This window comes from Chryseobacterium sp. MMS23-Vi53 (genome assembly GCF_047651245.1).
Lineage (GTDB): Bacteria > Bacteroidota > Bacteroidia > Flavobacteriales > Weeksellaceae > Chryseobacterium.
Genome location: NZ_CP180265.1, coordinates 2,864,110 through 2,881,663, shown reverse-complemented (window position 1 = coordinate 2,881,663; position 17,554 = coordinate 2,864,110). Strand labels below are relative to the sequence as shown.

Genomic DNA, 17,554 nt, shown 5'->3' with positions numbered 1-17,554 from the left:
TTTGTGAAAACACTTATGTTATTGGATTTTAAGTCGTCAAAATTTCCTCCAATTGATTTAATCCCATTTTGAATCCCTCTTCAAATCCCATTTCCAGTAATGTTTTCAAAGCTTCTTCTGTGGCAAAATGAATGTTTACCGTTACTTTCGTTCCCTCTTCCACTCCTGTAAAACCAAATAACCATTTTGCTTCAGGGAAATCGGGATTTACATTTCCGTTTTCATCGCAAAAAGTGTCTGTCCCGTCAAAGCTTCTATGCTCGGTAATTTCGCCATATTTCACCTGAGCATAGTGTCTTTCACCTTCCGGGCCAACCATTGAATACAGCCAAACTCCCCCCTCTTTAAAATCCTGGTTTTTCGTTTCGCATTTCCATGGTTTCGGAGCCCACCATTCATCAAGCAATTCAGATTTTGTAAAATAATCCCACACTTTTGATACGTCTGCTTTATAGATTTTCATCACATAAACAGTTTTTGCATCAAAATCTTTGTTAAAAATAATATTCGATTCCATAATAATATTTTGTTTTAAACAAAGCTACTTTTTTATTGTTAGACACGACTTTTCCTATGACAAGTATTTAAAAATTTATAAATAAATGTTAAAAAACACACTTTTAAGAAAAATAACACAATTTTTTGGCTCGTTTTTTGTTTATCAAGTCTTAAAATAATTAATTTTAACATTCATACTCTTAAAAAACTTATAAAATAAAGTAAATGAATAATAAATTCATCCCAATAATTTCGGTGTTTATGACGATCTCACTGATTGTCTTCGTCGCGCTCCAATTTTATTGGTTGAAAAGTTATTACGGCGCATTAGAACAAGATTTCTCGTCTAAAGTATATTCCGCTCTAGAAAGTACTTCGAAAAGTATGGAAGAAATTGAAGTGGATAAATATTTAAATATAGAAAATAAAGATTTTAGAAATAATATTCTTGCCAACAGCGATCAACCTACTTTAACTACAATTCAACAAGTTAAAGATTCGGGTACGCAAAGACAGATTATTTACTCTAAAAATATCATTGAAAAAAGTCAGCTTCCAATTTCCAAACAAGGGGATTCTATTAAGTTGACTAAATTATACACCGATGAAGCCGCTTACAGAATAAAAAGAGATACCACCAACCGCGAAATTCTTACAACAGACATCAACCGTGATTTAGAAAACGGAGATTATGCGATGAAAGAATATGCGAAAGTTTACGGCAACAATTTGCCTATTACGAAAAGAGTTGATGAAAAGGTTTTGGATTCTGTCATTTCTAAAGAGTTAAAAATAAGAGGTATCAGTTCAAAATTCGGTTACGGAATTATTGATAAAAACAACAATCTTACAAAAGTTGTAAACAAAGATTATAAAGAAAAGAAGGAAAGCAATACATATACTTATCCCCTCTTTACAGATCAAAAAGAAAGAACTGTCTACAGTCTGGCTTTAGTTTTTCCTAAAAAAGATTATTCTCTGGCAATGAACAATTGGCCAATGTTGCTGGGAACTTTCCTTTCACTGTTAACGATTTTAGGAATTTATATTATTTCTATTAACTATATGATGAGACAGAAAAAATTGGCAGAAGTGAAAACAGACTTCATCAACAATATGTCTCACGAGTTTAAAACTCCTTTGGCAACAATTTCTGTAGCGACAGATTCTTTGGCAAACGATAAAATTGCAACCAATCCCGATAAAGTAAAATATTATTCGGAACTGATAAAACAGGAAAACCTGAGGATGAAAAAACAAGTGGAAAACGTTTTGAATATGTCGAAGCTTGAACGTAATGAAGTGAAATTATTCTTAAAAGAAGCCAACGTAAGAGAATTGATCAGAAAGACAACAGAATCTTTCAATCTTATTGTTCAACAAAGAAACGGAACGCTTACTCAGGAATTTAATGCAACGAATTACACCTTTAAAATAGATGAATTTCACATTTCCAATATGCTTGTGAATCTCTTGGATAATGCCAATAAATATTCACCGGAAGCGCCGGAAATTACAATCAAAACAAGAAACGAAGGTCATTTTTATGTGATAGAAGTTTCCGATAAAGGAATGGGTATGGAAACCCAAAATAAAACGAAGATTTTTGAAAAATTCTTTAGAGAAGAAACCGGAAATATTCATAATGTAAAAGGACAAGGCTTAGGTCTTTCTTATGTAAAGAAAATCGTGGAACTACATAAAGGGCAGATCATTGTAGACTCCAACAAAGGCAAAGGAAGTACGTTTACCATAAAACTTCCTATGGCGTAATTTTTTAATAAATCAATGATAAATGAGCAACCGTTAATGTAAAAAATCAATCATTTATCAATTAAATATAGATAACCAAATAACAAAGTATATAAGAAGAGAAGAGTGAAGAAGTTCATTCTTAATTATTAATTTTTTAATTAATTTAAAACTATGAGCAACAGAATATTATTAGTAGAAGACGATCAGAGTTTCGGGGCAGTGTTGAAGGATTATTTGACAATAAATAATTTCGAAGTTACTCTTGCCACAGATGGTGAACAAGGATTGAAAGAATTTACAGAAAACGAATTCGACATCTGTATTTTCGACGTAATGATGCCTAAAAAAGATGGCTTTTCATTGGCGGAAGACGTGAAAAAAATCGACAAAAACACACCAATCATTTTCTTGACAGCAAGAAATATGAGAGAAGATATTCTAAAAGGATATCAATTGGGAGCAGATGATTATATCACAAAACCATTTGATACTGAATTACTTTTATATAAAATTAAAGCGATTCTTCAAAGGAGTTCTACATTGGAAAACGAAGAGCAGGAGCAATTCAAAATCAGCAATATTTTCTTCGACTCTATGTTGAGACAGTTAAGAGTTGGTGACAATGAATACAAACTTTCTCCAAAAGAAAACGAACTATTGAAGCTTCTTTGCATTCACAGAAACGACTTCATGCCGAGAGATTTAGCATTAAGAAAGATCTGGAAAAAAGAAAATTACTTCACCGCAAGAAGTATGGACGTTTACATCGCAAAACTTCGTAAATTATTAAAAGACGACGAAGGGTTGGAAATCATCAACGTACACGGAGAAGGATTTAGACTTTTAGTTAAAAATTAATTCCGAAATATCATTATAAATATAAAATTAGCAAAGCAATTAAAAATGTTTTGCTAATTTTGTTTTATACCAAAAGATATGAAGACTACATTTTTAGGCTTAATCGCCATTTCTATATTAACAGTTTCTTGTAAAAAAGATGAAAGAGCGACTTATTTAACGGAAGAAGCGGGAGTTCAACAACCTTCCGTGGCTGTGAATAATGCTCCAAAACCATCCCTTTTAGATCAGGCTGGAGTTCAACCCATTCAAAGTTCTAATGCTCCTGTCACGGCTCCGGGAATGAATCCTCCTCACGGACAACCGGGTCACAGATGCGACATTCCTGTCGGACAGCCTTTAAATTCCGCTCCTGCACAAGCTCCGCAGCAAGGAACTCAAAATGTTGCGGTAAATGCACAACAAGGACAAACCATTCAAATTGATCCCAATTCTCTGCAACCTGGAAAATTTCAGATTGATAACAACGGAAAAGCAAAAACTGTAAAAACAGCAAAAGGTATGAATCCGCCCCATGGAGAACCGGGACACAGATGTGATATTCCTGTTGGGCAGCCTTTGAATAGTAAGCCTGCTCCTGCAACGACGACTCCACAGCAAACTCAGACGATTGCCCAAAATACACCAGCTCCGGCTCCAACTCCTGCACCGACAGGTCCAAAGCCTGAATTGAATCCTCCTCACGGAGAACCTTGGCACAATTGTGGTGTGAAAGTAGGTGAACGTTTACCATAATTTCGTATTTTTGCAGCCGTGAAATTGTTTCAGATCATAGCGATTGTTTTCTGTTTGGGGATTTTTTTAGTTCCTAAAGACAATTTTTATGCTCAGAATATGCAGGAAACGTGCTGCAAATCAGAATCCGGAATGGATTGCTGTAAAAACGATCACAAAGAACATTCTAAAGACAATCACAACAAAAAAGAGCAAAAATCTTCCTGCAACGACGATTGTTGTTCAACTTGTGTAGCTTGTTATACCTTCATAGAAACTCCTTTTTCGAAGAGCCTTCAATTGGAGATTTCTTATTATAAATCCAACAAAAACTTACAGTTTCAATACTCAGATCCATATATTTCAGATCGTTTGAAAGAGATTTGGCAACCGCCGAAAATAGGATAACTTATTCAATTTACCAGTGTATCAATTTACAGTTTATCAATGATTATTAAATTGTTAGACTTTTAGATTGTTACATTAAATTTTAATTATTCTAAATTTTAAACAAAATGAAATTATATATTTCCAGGATTATTCTTGGTGTATTCTTACTATCTACACAATTTATATTGGCTCAAAATCTTTCTAAAAACCAGTTCAAAGTAAAAGGAAACTGCGAAATGTGTAAAGAAAGAATCGAAAGCACAGCCAAAAAAGCAGGCGCAAAAGAAGCGATATATTCTATTGATTCACAAACATTAACCTTAGAAACCGACAATACAGTTTCTACCGACGATGTCTTAAAAAAAGTTGCTGAAGCTGGTCATGATAATGAAAAATTTAAAGCAACCAATGCAACTTACGAAGCTCTTCCGGAATGCTGTCATTATGATCGTGATTTACAGCCAAAAAATACTGAAAATCAAGAATATAACTCTAAAAAAGAGAATGAGTTTTATGTAAAAGGAAATTGTGAATCCTGCAAAGCCAGAATTGAAAAAGCAGCCAAAGACGCAGGAGCAGATTCTGCAGAATGGAATGCCGAAAAGCAAATGGTTACTTTAAATTTTGATCCGAAAAAAACTTCTGCAGATAAAATTTTAAAGAAAATTGCAGACGTTGGTCATGATAACGAAAAGTATAAGTCCAGCGATAATACTTATAAAAATCTGCCTTCCTGTTGTCTATACGACAGAGAAATCCCTTTTGGAGAAGCCAATCCAAAGGTTCATGCTGAGGAAGGAACAACTTCTGAACATGGAGATCACAACGATCATAATACAACCAATGAAAATCATGAGAACCATGAAAAACATATTGAAGGTGTTATCGTAACAGGTTCGAAAGCAGCAACTTCCTTAAACAAAAAAGAAGCCGGATTGGTTTTTAACATTGATAAAAAAGAATTATTAAAAGCTGCTTGTTGTAATTTATCCGAAAGTTTTGAAACCAATGCAACCGTAGATGTTTCTTTCAGCAATGCGGTGACAGGAACAAAGCAACTGAAAATGTTAGGTTTAGATCAAAAATACACGAGCTTAACAAAAGAATTATTACCCGAAATTAGAGGATTAGCTTCGGCTTACGGATTGAATTTCATTCCCGGAAGATGGATTGAAAGCATTCAATTGACGAAAGGTGGAAGCACTGTTACCAATGGTTACGAAAGCATTACAGGACAAATCAACACCGAATTATTGAAAAATGCTGAAAAACCGGAAACTTCATTGAATCTATTTTCTGATTTTAACGGAAGAGTTGAAGCGAACATCACAAGCGTTTCGCCCATCAATGAGAAATGGTCACAGACATTTTTGCTTCACGGAAACGGAACATTCGGAGATACAGACATGAATGACGACGGATTTCTAGACAGACCAAAAGGCACTCAATTAAATGCAGCTTATTTATTGAATTATAATGATTTAGAAAAGTCAGGATTGGGTTCGCATTTTGGAATTAATTTCATTAAAGACGAAAGAACTTCAGGACAAATTGGTTTCGATAAAAAAATTCCACAGGACAAACAATCACTTTACGGAGTCGGAATTGATATTTCGAGATTTCAGGTTTGGAATAAAACAGGGTATGTCTTCAAAGGAAAACCTTATCAAAGTTTGGGTTGGATGAACCAATATACTTATCATCAACAAGATAGCTTTTTTGGATTGAGAAATTATTCCGGAAAACAGCAAACGTATTATTCAAATTTAATTTTTGAAAGTATTTTAGGAAATACTAATCACAAATACAAAGCCGGAGCGAGTTTTATGTATGATGGCTATGATGAAACGTATTTAACGGATAATTTTAAAAGAAACGAAATCGTTCCCGGAGCTTTTGCAGAATACACTTTGACAGGTTTAAAATATACTTTGGTTGCAGGAGCAAGAGTTGATTTTCACAATTTGGCCGGAACTCAATTCACACCGAGATTGAATTTTAAATATGATTTCACTCCACAAACTATTTTGAGACTTTCTGCAGGAAGAGGTTTCAGAACAGCAAATGTTTTTGCGGAAAGTCAGCAATATTTTGCGTCAAACAGAAATGTTCAGATTTTACAAAATGGCGGAAATATTTACGGCTTAAAACCCGAAATCGCATGGAATTATGGCGCAAGTTTACAGCAAGAGTTTAAAATTTTCGGAAGAAAATCCACAATTGTTGCCGACTTTTTCAGAACTGATTTCCAAGATCAGGTGATTGTAGATTTGGATCGTTCACCTCAACAATTGACTTTTTATAATTTAGAAGGAAAATCTTTCGCCAATTCTTTCCAAACACAGTGGGATTTTACGCCTTTCAAGAATTTTGATGTTAGATTGGCTTATAAATATTACGATGTTCAGGCAGATTATTTGGATGGAAGACGTGAAGTTCCATTCATGGCGAAACACAGAGGTTTTGTGAATCTGGCGTATTCAACCAACAAAAATACCAATGGCGGCTTCTGGAGCTTTGATACAACTTTAAATTTAGTCGGAAAACAAAGACTTCCGAACACCTCAACCAATCCTGATGAATTTCAATTGCCAACATATTCAGAATTTTATGCGATTTTAAATGCACAGGTTTCAAGGAATTTCAATAAAAAAATCAGGGCGTATTTAGGAGGTGAAAACCTGACTTCTTACTATCAGAAAAACGCGATCGTCGATTTTAAAAATCCTTTCGGAAATTATTTTGACGGCGGAATGGTGTATGCTCCGATTATGAAAGCGAATATTTATGTTGGCCTTGATGTGACATTCTAGGTTTCAGCGTTTGAGAGTTGTAGAGTTTAAGCTATGATTAATTTAAATCATTTTTAAATTATCAATTAAAAATATAAGCATGGTTTCAATAATTTAATCATTAAGAAGCCATGCTTTTTTGTATCTTTAAACTAAAGTAAATCTATGTCACAGACGCTTATTTTTGAAGATAATTACAAGAAATTAGGTTTTGAAACTTTTTCTGAAAATAATCTTAAAACCCTTAAAGACACCAAATATAAATCTGAAATTAAAGTTTTCTACGTTCCGGAAGGTTACGAATTAACGGTAGATTTTAAACATTATAAAACTAAAAATCCAGCTTTATTTTTCCTGACCAATCAGCATTTACAGGTTGAAAATGGCATAGACGAATCGCATCTTTTGTATTACAACCGAGATTTTTACTGTATTCAAATTCATGATAAAGAAGTGGCTTGTGACGGACTTCTTTTCCATAATGTTTTTGAAATTCCTTTTGTAGAGCTTGATGAGAACGAAAATTTTATCATTAAAAGCTTATTTCAAAGCATCAAAGATGAATTGGAATGGAAAGATTCTTCTGCCGAAGAAATGATCCGAACTTACGTAAAACAAATCATCATTCGAGCAACCCGAAAATGGAAAAAACAAAATTTGGATAATGACGAAATAAAAATTCCAAGCAATGAATTGGATGTTTTTCGTGATTTCAGCCGACACTTAGAAATTCATTTCAGAGAAAAACATAATGTAGCAGATTATGCAGACTTACTTCACATCGCGCCAAAAACGTTAACTCACAAATTCAAAAGTTTAAACCTTGAATCCCCAAACCAGTTTATTATTAATAGAATCCTACTGGAAGCCAAAAGACTTTTATTTTATACCGATAAACCCGTGAAAGAAATTGCTTATGATTTAGGCTATGAAGATCCGGCTTATTTTAACCGACTTTTTACCAATAAAATCGGAAGCACACCGACAAATTTCAAGAAAAATTATACTTCGGGAAAAAAGTACAATATTTAAGTCGATTTGTGTATTTATCTCGATGAATTTCCGACATACCTTTGTAACATCAAAAAATAACAATATTTAAAACAACAAAAAACAATTATTATGAGACGTAACGCAACAGCCGTTTGGAACGGTACCATCAAAGAAGGAAACGGACACATCACTACTCAAAGTACAACATTAAACCAAACTCAGTATTCTTTCAATAGCCGTTTTGCGGATGGAGTTGGAACAAACCCGGAAGAATTATTGGCTGCGGCTCACGCAGGATGTTTCACAATGAAATTGAGCGCAGAACTTTCTCAGGCAGGTTATACTCCTGAAGAATTGACTACAAAATCTGTGATCACTTTAGACCCAAACATCGGAAAAATCACAAAATCTGAATTGACTTTAACTGCAAAAGTTCCGGGAATTTCAGAAGAAGAATTCCAAAAATATGCTAAAATCGCTGAAGAAGGATGTCCTGTAAGCGCAGCTTTCAACTTTGAAATTACTTTGGAAGCTACTTTGGCTAACTAAGAATCAAAAAATTAAAGCACAAAGTTTGTCATCCGTAGGAATCTAAGCGGAATTATTAGAGATATAATTGTAAAAACATCTGCTTAGATTCCTACGGAATAACAAACTAAATGAATAAATTAATGATGAGAATATCATCAATAGGAACGGGCTTTAGCCCGTTTTTCATTCAAAAATCATAACATTGGCTTTAGCCAAAACTTAAAAAATTAAAGATTCAACTTAATTAATCTGAACTTCTTCAATAAAATCTTAATGGTTTAATTCAATAGATCAAACAGATAATCGTTAATTGCAAAATAAAATATACCGATTGGTATATTTTTGTATATTTGCATCATAATCAGTTGAAAATGTCAAAAGCAGAAAAGACAAAACAATTTATTATCGAGAAAACGGCATCTTTGTTTAATACCAAAGGTTATCTTTCCACTACCCTTTCGGACATTGCACAGGCAACTAATCTGACGAAAGGAAGTGTCTATGGAAACTTCGCCAACAAAGATGAATTGGCAATTGAAGTTTACAAATACAACTCAGGAATGCTGAGTAAAAGCATGTCTAGATCTTTTAGCGATGAGTTTCCGACAACGATGGATAAACTTCATGCCTTAGTTGATTTTTACAGAAAAAACTGGCGTTCGGTTTTTTCAAACGGTGGCTGTCCGTTAATGAACGCAGCGACAGAATCTGACGATATTTTTCCAACTCTTAAAAATCAGGTTAAAAAATCTTTTGAAGACTGGTCAGGAAAAATTTCAGCGGTTATTATTCAAGGTCAGAAAAATGGAGATTTAAATGTAAAAGCTAATGCAGAGGAATATGCATCCATTTTCATCATGCTTCTCGAAGGCGGAATTTTATTATCCAAAACAACGGGAGATGAGAAATTTTTAAACCTTGCTTTAGACAAAATCATCCACATGATTGACAATGAATTAAACATACTTCCATCATAAACTTCACGCTATGGAAACAAAAAAAGTGGCAATTGTAGGATACAATAGAATTCCGTTTGCCAGAATGAATACAGCTTACACAGACAAAGGAAATCAGGATTTACTCCTCCCCGCTCTGAATGGTTTAATCGACCGTTACAATCTCAAAGGAAAACTCCTTGGCGAAGTTGCCGGAGGTGCGACAATCAAACATATTTCCGAAAGCAACCTCATCCGGGAAACTGTGATGAACACCTCGCTAGATCCTGCAACTCCTGCTTGCGATTTGCAACAGGCTTGTGATACAGGAATTGAAGCAGCTGTTTATATCGGAAATAAAATTGCTTTAGGACAAATTGAAAGTGGAATTGCGTGTGGTGTTGAAGCTATGAGTAATATTCCTTTTGAATCTTCACCTAGATTAAGAAAAGCATTACTAAAAGCAAATAAAGAGAAATCTGTCTTTGGAAAAATCAAACAATTATTGAGTCCGAAGTTGAAAGACTGGATGCCGATTCCTTACAAAGGTCAGGAACCGAAAACAGGTTTGGTAATGGGCGGTCACACGGAAATTACAGCAAAATATTACAACATTTCTCGTGAAGATCAGGATGAATTAGCTTTTAAAAGTCATCAAAATATGACAAAAGCGTATGATGAAGGATTTTTTGAGGATATGATTACTCCGGCTTATGGTTTAGATAAAGACAATAATCTTCGTCGTGATACAAGTTTAGAAAAATTAGCGACTTTAAAACCCGCTTTCGATAAACAAAACGGAACTTTAACAGCCGGAAATTCAACACCGTTTACCGATGGAGCTTCTGCGGTTTTATTGGCGAGTGAAGAATGGGCAAAAGCGAATAATTTACCGATTTTAGCCTATATCACTTTCTCTGAAATTGCAGGAATTGAATATGTTGAAAACAAACAAAACTTACTACTTGCTCCCGTTTTTGCAGCCGAAAGAATGTTGAAAAAAGCAGGAATGAATTTGGAAGATTTCGATTATTATGAAATCCATGAAGCGTTTGCAGCACAGGTTTTAGCAACATTAAAAATCTGGGAAAATGACGATTTGGCTAAAAAATTCGGGCTGGAAAAAGCATTAGGAAAAGTCAATCGAAATAAACTAAATGTAAAAGGCGGAAGTCTTGCAGTGGCTCACCCTTTTGCAGCAACTGGAGGAAGAATCATAGGAACTTTAGCGAAAATTTTAAATGAAAAAGGAAGCGGAAAAGGATTTATTTCCATTTGTGCCGCTCGTGGACAAGGGGTAACGATGATTTTAGAGAAATAAAATTGAAAATATGGATAGATTAGCACAATTAAAACAATTCATCGGAAAAGAATTTACAGCGTCACCTTCCCCATTTATGAAATGGCTGAATCCAATTATTTTATCTGTAGAAGAAGGACAGTTGGAATTTCAATATACGGTAAGACCGGAATGGCTGAATCCGATGGGAAACCTTCATGGTGGAGTTACCGCAGCGATTTTCGACGATGTGATTGGAGCAACCATGTTTTCTTTAAATGAAAAAACATTCATCGTAACCATAAATAATACCATCGATTATTTTTCAACTGCAAAAGAAAATGATAATATTGTAGCTGAAACTAAAATCATCAAAAGAGGGAAGCAATTTGTAAACGCGCAGTGCGAAATATGGAACGCGGACAAAACACGCCTAATTGCAAGAGGAACCTCTAATTTATTCAAAATCAATAATTAAATGAAAAGAGTTGTTATTACTGGTCTTGGCGCAGTGACGCCTTTGGGAAATAATGTTGAAGAATTCTGGAACAACAGCATCAATGGAGTAAGCGGAGCCAATACAATCACGCATTTCGATACAGAAAAATTTAAAGTACATTTCGCTTGTGAGGTTAAAAATTTTGATCCAAAAGTTCATTTAACACACAACGAAATCAAAAGAAGTGATCTTTTTTCACAATATGCCATGTATTCAACAGCCGAAGCATTGAAAGATTCCGGACTGGAACTGGAAAATATGGATCCGTTCGACACCGGTGTAATCTGGGGAACCGGACAAGGCGGAATGTGGACTTTCGAAAGCGAAGTAATGAATTTCGCAGCAGGAGATGGAACACCAAGATTCAATCCGTTTTTTGTTCCCAAATTTATTGCCAACATGGCTTCGGGTATGATTTCCATGAAATTTGGTCTTCAGGGAATCAATTATACCACAATTTCAGCATGTGCAACGGGAAATACAGCATTGATGGATGCGTTCAATTATATCCGTTTAGGAAAAGCAAAAGTGATTGTGAGCGGTGGTTCTGAAGCGGCAATTTCTCCGGCTTCAATCGGTGGTTTCTCAATTATGAAAGCCATGTCTACAAGAAATGATGACTTTGCAACCGCAAGTCGTCCTTACGATGCAGACAGAGACGGTTTTGTAATGGGTGAAGGTGCAGGAGCTTTGATTTTGGAAGAATACGAACACGCCAAGGCAAGAGGTGCAAAAATCTATGCAGAATTAGTCGGAGCTGCAATGACTGCTGATGCCTATCACATGACAGCACCTCATCCAGACGGAGTTGGCGCAATCAAAGCGATGCAGTTGGCATTAAAAGAGGCGGAAATTAATGTTGATGATATCGATTATATTAATCCTCACGCAACTTCTACTCCAATGGGAGATTTGGTTGAATTAAATGGTATTAATAAATTATTTAAAGGAAGCAAAAATTTAGACATCAGTGCGACAAAATCGATGACTGGACACTTGCTGGGTGCAGCCGGAGCGGCAGAAGCTATTCTTTCGATTAAAGCGATTGAAAATGGAATTATTCCACCGACAATCAACCTTCACAATATCGATGAAAATATTCCGAAAGATCTTAATATTGTTTTTGGAGAAGCTAAAGAAAAAAACATCAATTATGCGTTGAGTAATGCATTTGGATTTGGAGGACATAATGCGACTTTGATTTTTAAGAAGTTTTCTTAGATAACTCTCTCGTGGATTTTGCAGATGATGCAGATTTATTTTTTATACACAAATATCTGCGTCACCTGCCAGATCTGCGAGAGAAAAAACAAATCATTAGGCTAGATTCTTCCTTCGTCAGAATGACATAATGCAGGAAAATTTAATTTAAATAAAAAAGCAGTCTGATGTAGACTGCTTTTGTTTTATGCTTTCAACCATTCCGATTTGGAAAGGTAATTCTGATCAGGGTAATAAATGAAAAGGCAATTTCTTCCTTTTATTGTATTAATGATCGGTTGCGTAAGATCTCTTGGAACAGCAGGACAACCCCAACTTCTTCCAATTCTTTTGTGCATTGCTGCAAACTCTTCACTTACATAATCTGCGCCGTGCATTACGATTGCTCTTTTGTAAGCCGCATCATTAAAGCCTTTATCCATTCCCAGCAACCTCAGAGAATATCCGTTATCTCCGTTGTACGTTGCATCTGTAATGTAAAAGCCTAAGCTGCTTTGAAGAGAACTGTTGGTATTAGAAAAGTTCGTTGCAAATTCTTCTCCCGTATTTTTTCCGTGAGCAACCAACGAGTTGAATAATACCTTCTTTTCTTCCGTGTCAATCACCCAAAGTCTCTTTGTGTTTGAAGACATTGAAAAATCGCATACAGTCAGTAAGTGGGAATCTTCTTTAAGCAAACCAGCTTTCTTCAAATTTTCAAACCCCGTTAAGGCTTTAAAGAAAACTTCTTCGTTAAGTTCATGCCCTTCTTCAAATGTAATAGATTGGTACAATGCTTCGGCCGCAGATCCATTGGTAGTCACTTTTTCAGACTTAATGTCCGCTACTCTTTCAATCTTTTTTGTACTGATTTCATTCTTTGCAATTGCCTTTTTTGGTGACAAATAGAATGAAGTAGTTACCATGTAAACAATACCTAATAAGCTATAAAATCCTTTCATTCACTATTATGTTAAATCCAATTCAGTCAGCAAATGTATAAAAACATAATTACGTAAAAGGAATAACTCCACAAAGTTTAACTCAATTTAAGAAACTTTAACTTCCTGATTTTGTGAATAGAAACCGTTTATTTTTCTAAATCCGGAATGAATTCCAAACTGATCGAATTCATGCAATAGCGCAGTCCTGTGGGTTTTGGACCATCATCGAAAACGTGTCCTAAGTGCGAATCGCATCTTTTGCAGAGAACCTCTACCCGATCCATTCCGTATGTTAAATCTCTTTTATAGTAAACACCTTCTTTATCAGCCTCAAAAAAACTTGGCCAACCACAACTGCTGGAAAATTTTGATGTGGAACGGAACAAATGATTTCCACAAACAGCACAATAATATTCGCCGATTTCATCAAATTCATTGTATTTTCCTGTGAAAGCTCTTTCCGTTGCGGCTTCTCTTGAAATCGCGTACAAATCCGGAGCGAGAATTTTTTTCCATTCATCATTGGAAATGTCAAGTTTCGTAGTATCTGTTCGAGAATAGTATGGATTGTTTTTTGCTTGGTTTTCCATAGAATTATTTTAAATATTTAATTTAAACGAAAAAGTTTTTACAGCTTTATTGTTTTTAAGTTTAATTCTTTTAATTTAAAGTGTTTAAATAAACTTAATCGTCTTATTGATTAGAGCTTTTAATAAAGATAAATCTCATAACCAAATTTACTAAATTTGAGAATATGAATGATGAAGCCAAAAGAAAACAGCTGAGAAAATACAAAGCATTTGCCACCGGATTATTTCTTATGATGGCAGTGATTTTTATTGCGACCACTATTTTACAGAAAACGAACGACTCACATTGGCTTGGCTATGTCCGGGCTTTTTCCGAGGCGGCGATGGTAGGTGCTTTGGCGGATTGGTTTGCAGTGACAGCCCTTTTTCGCCACCCTCTTGGTTTGCCTATCCCTCACACGAATTTAATTGAAAGCAGTAAGCAAAGTTTAGGCGATAATCTGGGAAGTTTTGTTGTGAATAATTTCCTCTCACCTCAAAATATCCGTCCCTATATTCAAAAATTAAAGATTTCAAATTTTGTCGGAGAATGGCTTGGAAAGGAGAAGAATCAGGATGCTTTGCTTAAAAATCTTTCCGATATTGTTTTAGATATTTTAAATAAACTTGACGATTCCGAGGTGAGTCATTTTATCAGCAAAAAGGTTTCGGAAATGACGGATAATATTAAACTAAATGCCATTCTCGGAAACGGAATCAATTATCTTTTAGACAAAAACGATCATCAGAGAATTATTACAAACCTTTCTTCGCAGATTAAAAGTTATATACTTGAAAATGAAGAAATGATAAAAGATCGTGTAAAAAAGGGAAGCTACACCTTTATTCCTGCTTTTGTTGATAATAAAATTGCCGATAAAATTGCAACCGGACTTTCAGATTTTTTCAAAGAAATTGAAGAAGACCCAAACCATGAAATCAGAAGTTTGGTAACCAAAAAGATTTACGATTTTTCTAACGAACTGAAGCAGGATCCGAAATGGGAAGATGAGTTCAAAAACATCAAAAACGATCTTTTGAAGAATGACAAACTTAACGAATATTCCAACGACATTTGGATTTCTATTAAAAATACATTGACGAAAGAACTTCAGGAAGACGGATCTTCATTAAAAAATTATCTATCTAAAAACCTGAATGAATTTTCACAAAATCTGAAAAATGACGAAAATCTTCAGAAAAAAATTGATGACTGGGTGCGTGTGACGGCTTACAAATATATTCTGAAAAACACCCATCAGTTCGGAAACCTTATCAGTTCGACCGTTGGAAATTGGCAGGGAAAAGAATTAAGCGAAAAGCTGGAGCTGGAAGTAGGCAAAGACCTCCAATTCATCCGAGTCAACGGAACTTTAGTCGGCGGATTGGTCGGATTGATTATTTACACCATCGCTCATTTTTTCCTTTGAAAATTTTAAATTAAACTAAAACTAAACCATGAAAAAAATATTCTCTCTGTTATTTTCTTTAAGCTTAACATTTTTCCTCTGTCAGAAAGTTGAACTGAAAAAAGTAACAGATTCTTCTCAAATTTTTAAAGGAGAAATTGCAGGAAATTCTATCACATTACAACTGAATTTTGATGGAATTATCGATTGCCATCAATATCAGCATTTCGTGAAAGGTTGGTATTATTATGATAAATACAAAAAGAAAATTCCGCTGACGGGAGTTTATAATCTTGGTGATTTGTATCTTTTTAATTTCGGAGATCAGCAGAAAAGTGCGATTAAAAATTTCAAAGAAAAAATGACTCGCGACCTCATCGAAAAGTCCGATAGCATTGCAAAAACCTTGAAAGCAAAAGAAATTTTAATGTTTTCGGGACAGCAAATTGATAAAGATGTTTCGGGAAATTTTTTGACGGGTAATAAAATTCTATCGGCTAAATTATTCACTAAAGATACCCGAATTTATCGCTACAATAATTACTTAAGTGTTCCGAATAATAAGAAAATTAACACATACGATTTCATCAATAAACTTGGTGGAAACGAATTGGTTTCTTTTGCTTCAGACAAATCCGGAAACCGGGTTTTGTTGTATTTCGAAGAATTATCCAACTTCAATTTCTGCGGAATGTGTGGAGCAAGTGATGGTGAAAAAGGATATCGAGTTCTACATTTTACCAACGATTGGAATTTCAAAAGCTACGACGATTTCCTGATCGAAAGCTGTATTGAAAACATTTACGATACGACCTCAACGCGATTGAAAGATTCCAAAATTTTGAAATTCAATATTAAAAAAACGTCGAGTTCGCCTTCTTATAATTTAATTGTTGACGTGAAGAATGCGTCTGTTACAAAATCGAAATAAAAAAGAGAGCTTTAAAACTCTCCTTATATTTTAATTATCTTGGTAAACGACTTGCTCTCGTCAAAATCGCTTTGTTGATATCGTTAATCAATTCCGGACCTTCGTAGATAAAACCTGTGTACAGCTGAACCAAAGTCGCTCCTGCATCCAGCTTTTCTAATGCATCTTTTGCGGAATGAATTCCGCCAACTCCAATGATTGGGAAAGCTCTGTTGCTTTTATCCGAAAGATATTTAATCATTTTTGTACTTCTTTCACGAATCGGTTTTCCACTCAAACCTCCATTTCCGATTTGTTCTAAAACTTCTGGTGAGGTTTTCAATCCCTCTCTATTTACCGATGTATTTGAAACTACGATTCCGTCGATTTTTGTTTCGGCAATCAATTCAATAATTTCATCTAATTGATTGTTATTCAAATCCGGAGCAATTTTCAGTAAAATTGGCTTCTGTACCGATTTTGACTGGTTGATTTTTTTAACTTCTGTAATTAATTCACGAAGATATTCTACATCTTCCAGTTTCGCGTGGCTTCCAACGTTTGGACAGCTTACATTCAGTACAAAATAATCTACGTGAGGATGCAACCCTTCAAAACAATCCAAATAATCCTGAGTGTAATTTTCCGGTGCGGTATCTGTATTTTTTCCGATGTTTCCACCGATCATGATCTTTCCTTTGTTTCCTTTCAGTTTCTCGATAGCTGACTGAAGACCTTCATTATTGAAACCCATTCTGTTGATAATTCCGCCATCTTCAATAAGTCTGAACAATCTTTTTTTAGGATTTCCAGCCTGCGCTCTTGGAGTTACCGTTCCGATTTCTACGAATCCGAAACCTAAATCTCCCAGTTCATTAAATAAAACTGCATTTTTGTCGAAACCGGCAGCCAATCCTACGGGATTTTTAAATTTCAATCCGAAAACTTCTCTTTCCAGACGTTTGTCTTTAATTGGTTTTGGGAAAAATAATTTGGTAAGAAATCCAAAATTCTTGAGCATTGAAAAAGTAAAGTGATGCACTTCTTCAGGATCGAATTTAAAAAGAATCGGACGAATGAGCGATTTGTACATTGAAAAAAAGTTTTACAAAAATACTCATTTTAAAATTAATGTTCGGTTGATGTATGATACTTTATGGAAAAATGTATTATAAACGATATCTATAAAATATAAAATCTGCGTAATTTGCTAAATCTGCTATTATTTGTTAAATTGCTTTAGGAGCTATTTTCCGCTTTTCATTACAATCTTTTTTT

17 protein-coding genes are annotated in these 17,554 nt (G+C 34.7%); 13 read left to right on the top strand and 4 right to left on the bottom strand.

What is annotated here, in order from left to right; all coding sequences use genetic code 11:
* Nucleotides 1-28: 28 nt before the first annotated feature.
* Entirely contained in the window at nt 29-517 is a 489-nt protein-coding gene (locus tag ACKX2A_RS12840; RefSeq protein ID WP_415325163.1) for an SRPBCC family protein, read from the bottom strand.
* A 206-nt stretch (nt 518-723) separates the two neighbouring features.
* On the opposite strand from ACKX2A_RS12840, the gene ACKX2A_RS12835 reads away from it, so the two are divergent.
* The 11 genes from ACKX2A_RS12835 (at nt 724) to fabF (ending at nt 12,465) form a co-directional block, all read left to right on the top strand.
* On the top strand, nt 724-2,271 hold the full coding sequence (locus ACKX2A_RS12835) for a sensor histidine kinase (RefSeq protein ID WP_415325161.1): 1,548 nt from the start codon (nt 724-726) through the stop codon (nt 2,269-2,271).
* Between the two features lie 153 nt (nt 2,272-2,424).
* Entirely contained in the window at nt 2,425-3,111 is a 687-nt protein-coding gene (locus ACKX2A_RS12830) for a response regulator transcription factor (RefSeq protein WP_027380477.1), read from the top strand.
* 78 nt (nt 3,112-3,189) lie between these two features.
* Complete coding sequence (locus tag ACKX2A_RS12825; protein ID WP_415325159.1) at nt 3,190-3,846, top strand: hypothetical protein; 657 nt, start codon at nt 3,190-3,192, stop codon at nt 3,844-3,846.
* A gap of 18 nt (nt 3,847-3,864) precedes the next feature.
* Nucleotides 3,865-4,233 (top strand): hypothetical protein, encoded by a 369-nt coding sequence (locus ACKX2A_RS12820; protein ID WP_415325157.1) that lies wholly within the window; start codon nt 3,865-3,867, stop codon nt 4,231-4,233.
* Nucleotides 4,234-4,340: 107 nt separating this feature from the next.
* Nucleotides 4,341-7,028, top strand: coding sequence for a TonB-dependent receptor domain-containing protein (locus ACKX2A_RS12815; protein ID WP_415325156.1), 2,688 nt, complete (start codon nt 4,341-4,343; stop codon nt 7,026-7,028).
* A gap of 144 nt (nt 7,029-7,172) precedes the next feature.
* Nucleotides 7,173-8,039, top strand: coding sequence for a helix-turn-helix domain-containing protein (locus tag ACKX2A_RS12810; protein WP_415325154.1), 867 nt, complete (start codon nt 7,173-7,175; stop codon nt 8,037-8,039).
* 90 nt (nt 8,040-8,129) lie between these two features.
* Complete coding sequence (locus ACKX2A_RS12805) at nt 8,130-8,549, top strand: OsmC family protein (protein WP_072953912.1); 420 nt, start codon at nt 8,130-8,132, stop codon at nt 8,547-8,549.
* 353 nt (nt 8,550-8,902) lie between these two features.
* Nucleotides 8,903-9,508 (top strand): TetR/AcrR family transcriptional regulator, encoded by a 606-nt coding sequence (locus ACKX2A_RS12800; protein WP_415325152.1) that lies wholly within the window; start codon nt 8,903-8,905, stop codon nt 9,506-9,508.
* 10 nt (nt 9,509-9,518) lie between these two features.
* A complete protein-coding gene (locus ACKX2A_RS12795; protein WP_415325151.1) occupies nt 9,519-10,787 on the top strand; it encodes an acetyl-CoA C-acetyltransferase in 1,269 nt (422 codons plus the stop codon).
* A gap of 10 nt (nt 10,788-10,797) precedes the next feature.
* A complete protein-coding gene (locus tag ACKX2A_RS12790; protein WP_415325149.1) occupies nt 10,798-11,223 on the top strand; it encodes a PaaI family thioesterase in 426 nt (141 codons plus the stop codon).
* Nucleotides 11,224-12,465: a beta-ketoacyl-ACP synthase II gene (fabF, locus tag ACKX2A_RS12785; protein WP_415325148.1), complete on the top strand. Its 1,242-nt coding sequence runs from the start codon at nt 11,224-11,226 to the stop codon at nt 12,463-12,465.
* Nucleotides 12,466-12,650: 185 nt separating this feature from the next.
* Here the strand turns inward: fabF and ACKX2A_RS12780 are convergent, their stop codons facing one another.
* Both ACKX2A_RS12780 and msrB read right to left on the bottom strand, forming a co-directional pair.
* Nucleotides 12,651-13,406, bottom strand: coding sequence for a murein L,D-transpeptidase catalytic domain family protein (locus ACKX2A_RS12780; RefSeq protein ID WP_415325147.1), 756 nt, complete (start codon nt 13,404-13,406; stop codon nt 12,651-12,653).
* 128 nt (nt 13,407-13,534) lie between these two features.
* Nucleotides 13,535-13,978 (bottom strand): peptide-methionine (R)-S-oxide reductase MsrB, encoded by a 444-nt coding sequence (msrB, locus tag ACKX2A_RS12775; protein WP_415325145.1) that lies wholly within the window; start codon nt 13,976-13,978, stop codon nt 13,535-13,537.
* Nucleotides 13,979-14,142: 164 nt separating this feature from the next.
* Between msrB and ACKX2A_RS12770 the strand changes: the two genes are divergently transcribed.
* Both ACKX2A_RS12770 and ACKX2A_RS12765 read left to right on the top strand, forming a co-directional pair.
* Nucleotides 14,143-15,387: a DUF445 domain-containing protein gene (locus ACKX2A_RS12770; protein WP_415325144.1), complete on the top strand. Its 1,245-nt coding sequence runs from the start codon at nt 14,143-14,145 to the stop codon at nt 15,385-15,387.
* Nucleotides 15,388-15,415: 28 nt separating this feature from the next.
* Complete coding sequence (locus ACKX2A_RS12765) at nt 15,416-16,297, top strand: hypothetical protein (RefSeq protein WP_415325142.1); 882 nt, start codon at nt 15,416-15,418, stop codon at nt 16,295-16,297.
* A 34-nt stretch (nt 16,298-16,331) separates the two neighbouring features.
* On the opposite strand, the gene ACKX2A_RS12760 is transcribed toward ACKX2A_RS12765, so the two are convergent.
* Nucleotides 16,332-17,369, bottom strand: a complete 1,038-nt coding sequence (locus ACKX2A_RS12760) for a quinone-dependent dihydroorotate dehydrogenase (RefSeq protein ID WP_415325140.1) — start codon at nt 17,367-17,369, stop codon at nt 16,332-16,334.
* Nucleotides 17,370-17,554: the final 185 nt, after the last annotated feature.

What these genes read in the sequence shown, in the direction of transcription:
- ACKX2A_RS12840 (WP_415325163.1), bottom strand. Translation starts at nt 517, where the DNA reads ATGGAATCGAATATTATTTTTAACAAAGATTTTGATGCAAAAACTGTT.
- ACKX2A_RS12835 (WP_415325161.1), top strand. Translation starts at nt 724, where the DNA reads ATGAATAATAAATTCATCCCAATAATTTCGGTGTTTATGACGATCTCA.
- ACKX2A_RS12830 (WP_027380477.1), top strand. Translation starts at nt 2,425, where the DNA reads ATGAGCAACAGAATATTATTAGTAGAAGACGATCAGAGTTTCGGGGCA.
- ACKX2A_RS12825 (WP_415325159.1), top strand. Translation starts at nt 3,190, where the DNA reads ATGAAGACTACATTTTTAGGCTTAATCGCCATTTCTATATTAACAGTT.
- ACKX2A_RS12815 (WP_415325156.1), top strand. Translation starts at nt 4,341, where the DNA reads ATGAAATTATATATTTCCAGGATTATTCTTGGTGTATTCTTACTATCT.
- ACKX2A_RS12810 (WP_415325154.1), top strand. Translation starts at nt 7,173, where the DNA reads ATGTCACAGACGCTTATTTTTGAAGATAATTACAAGAAATTAGGTTTT.
- ACKX2A_RS12805 (WP_072953912.1), top strand. Translation starts at nt 8,130, where the DNA reads ATGAGACGTAACGCAACAGCCGTTTGGAACGGTACCATCAAAGAAGGA.
- ACKX2A_RS12800 (WP_415325152.1), top strand. Translation starts at nt 8,903, where the DNA reads ATGTCAAAAGCAGAAAAGACAAAACAATTTATTATCGAGAAAACGGCA.
- ACKX2A_RS12795 (WP_415325151.1), top strand. Translation starts at nt 9,519, where the DNA reads ATGGAAACAAAAAAAGTGGCAATTGTAGGATACAATAGAATTCCGTTT.
- ACKX2A_RS12790 (WP_415325149.1), top strand. Translation starts at nt 10,798, where the DNA reads ATGGATAGATTAGCACAATTAAAACAATTCATCGGAAAAGAATTTACA.
- fabF (WP_415325148.1), top strand. Translation starts at nt 11,224, where the DNA reads ATGAAAAGAGTTGTTATTACTGGTCTTGGCGCAGTGACGCCTTTGGGA.
- ACKX2A_RS12780 (WP_415325147.1), bottom strand. Translation starts at nt 13,406, where the DNA reads ATGAAAGGATTTTATAGCTTATTAGGTATTGTTTACATGGTAACTACT.
- msrB (WP_415325145.1), bottom strand. Translation starts at nt 13,978, where the DNA reads ATGGAAAACCAAGCAAAAAACAATCCATACTATTCTCGAACAGATACT.
- ACKX2A_RS12770 (WP_415325144.1), top strand. Translation starts at nt 14,143, where the DNA reads ATGAATGATGAAGCCAAAAGAAAACAGCTGAGAAAATACAAAGCATTT.
- ACKX2A_RS12765 (WP_415325142.1), top strand. Translation starts at nt 15,416, where the DNA reads ATGAAAAAAATATTCTCTCTGTTATTTTCTTTAAGCTTAACATTTTTC.
- ACKX2A_RS12760 (WP_415325140.1), bottom strand. Translation starts at nt 17,369, where the DNA reads ATGTACAAATCGCTCATTCGTCCGATTCTTTTTAAATTCGATCCTGAA.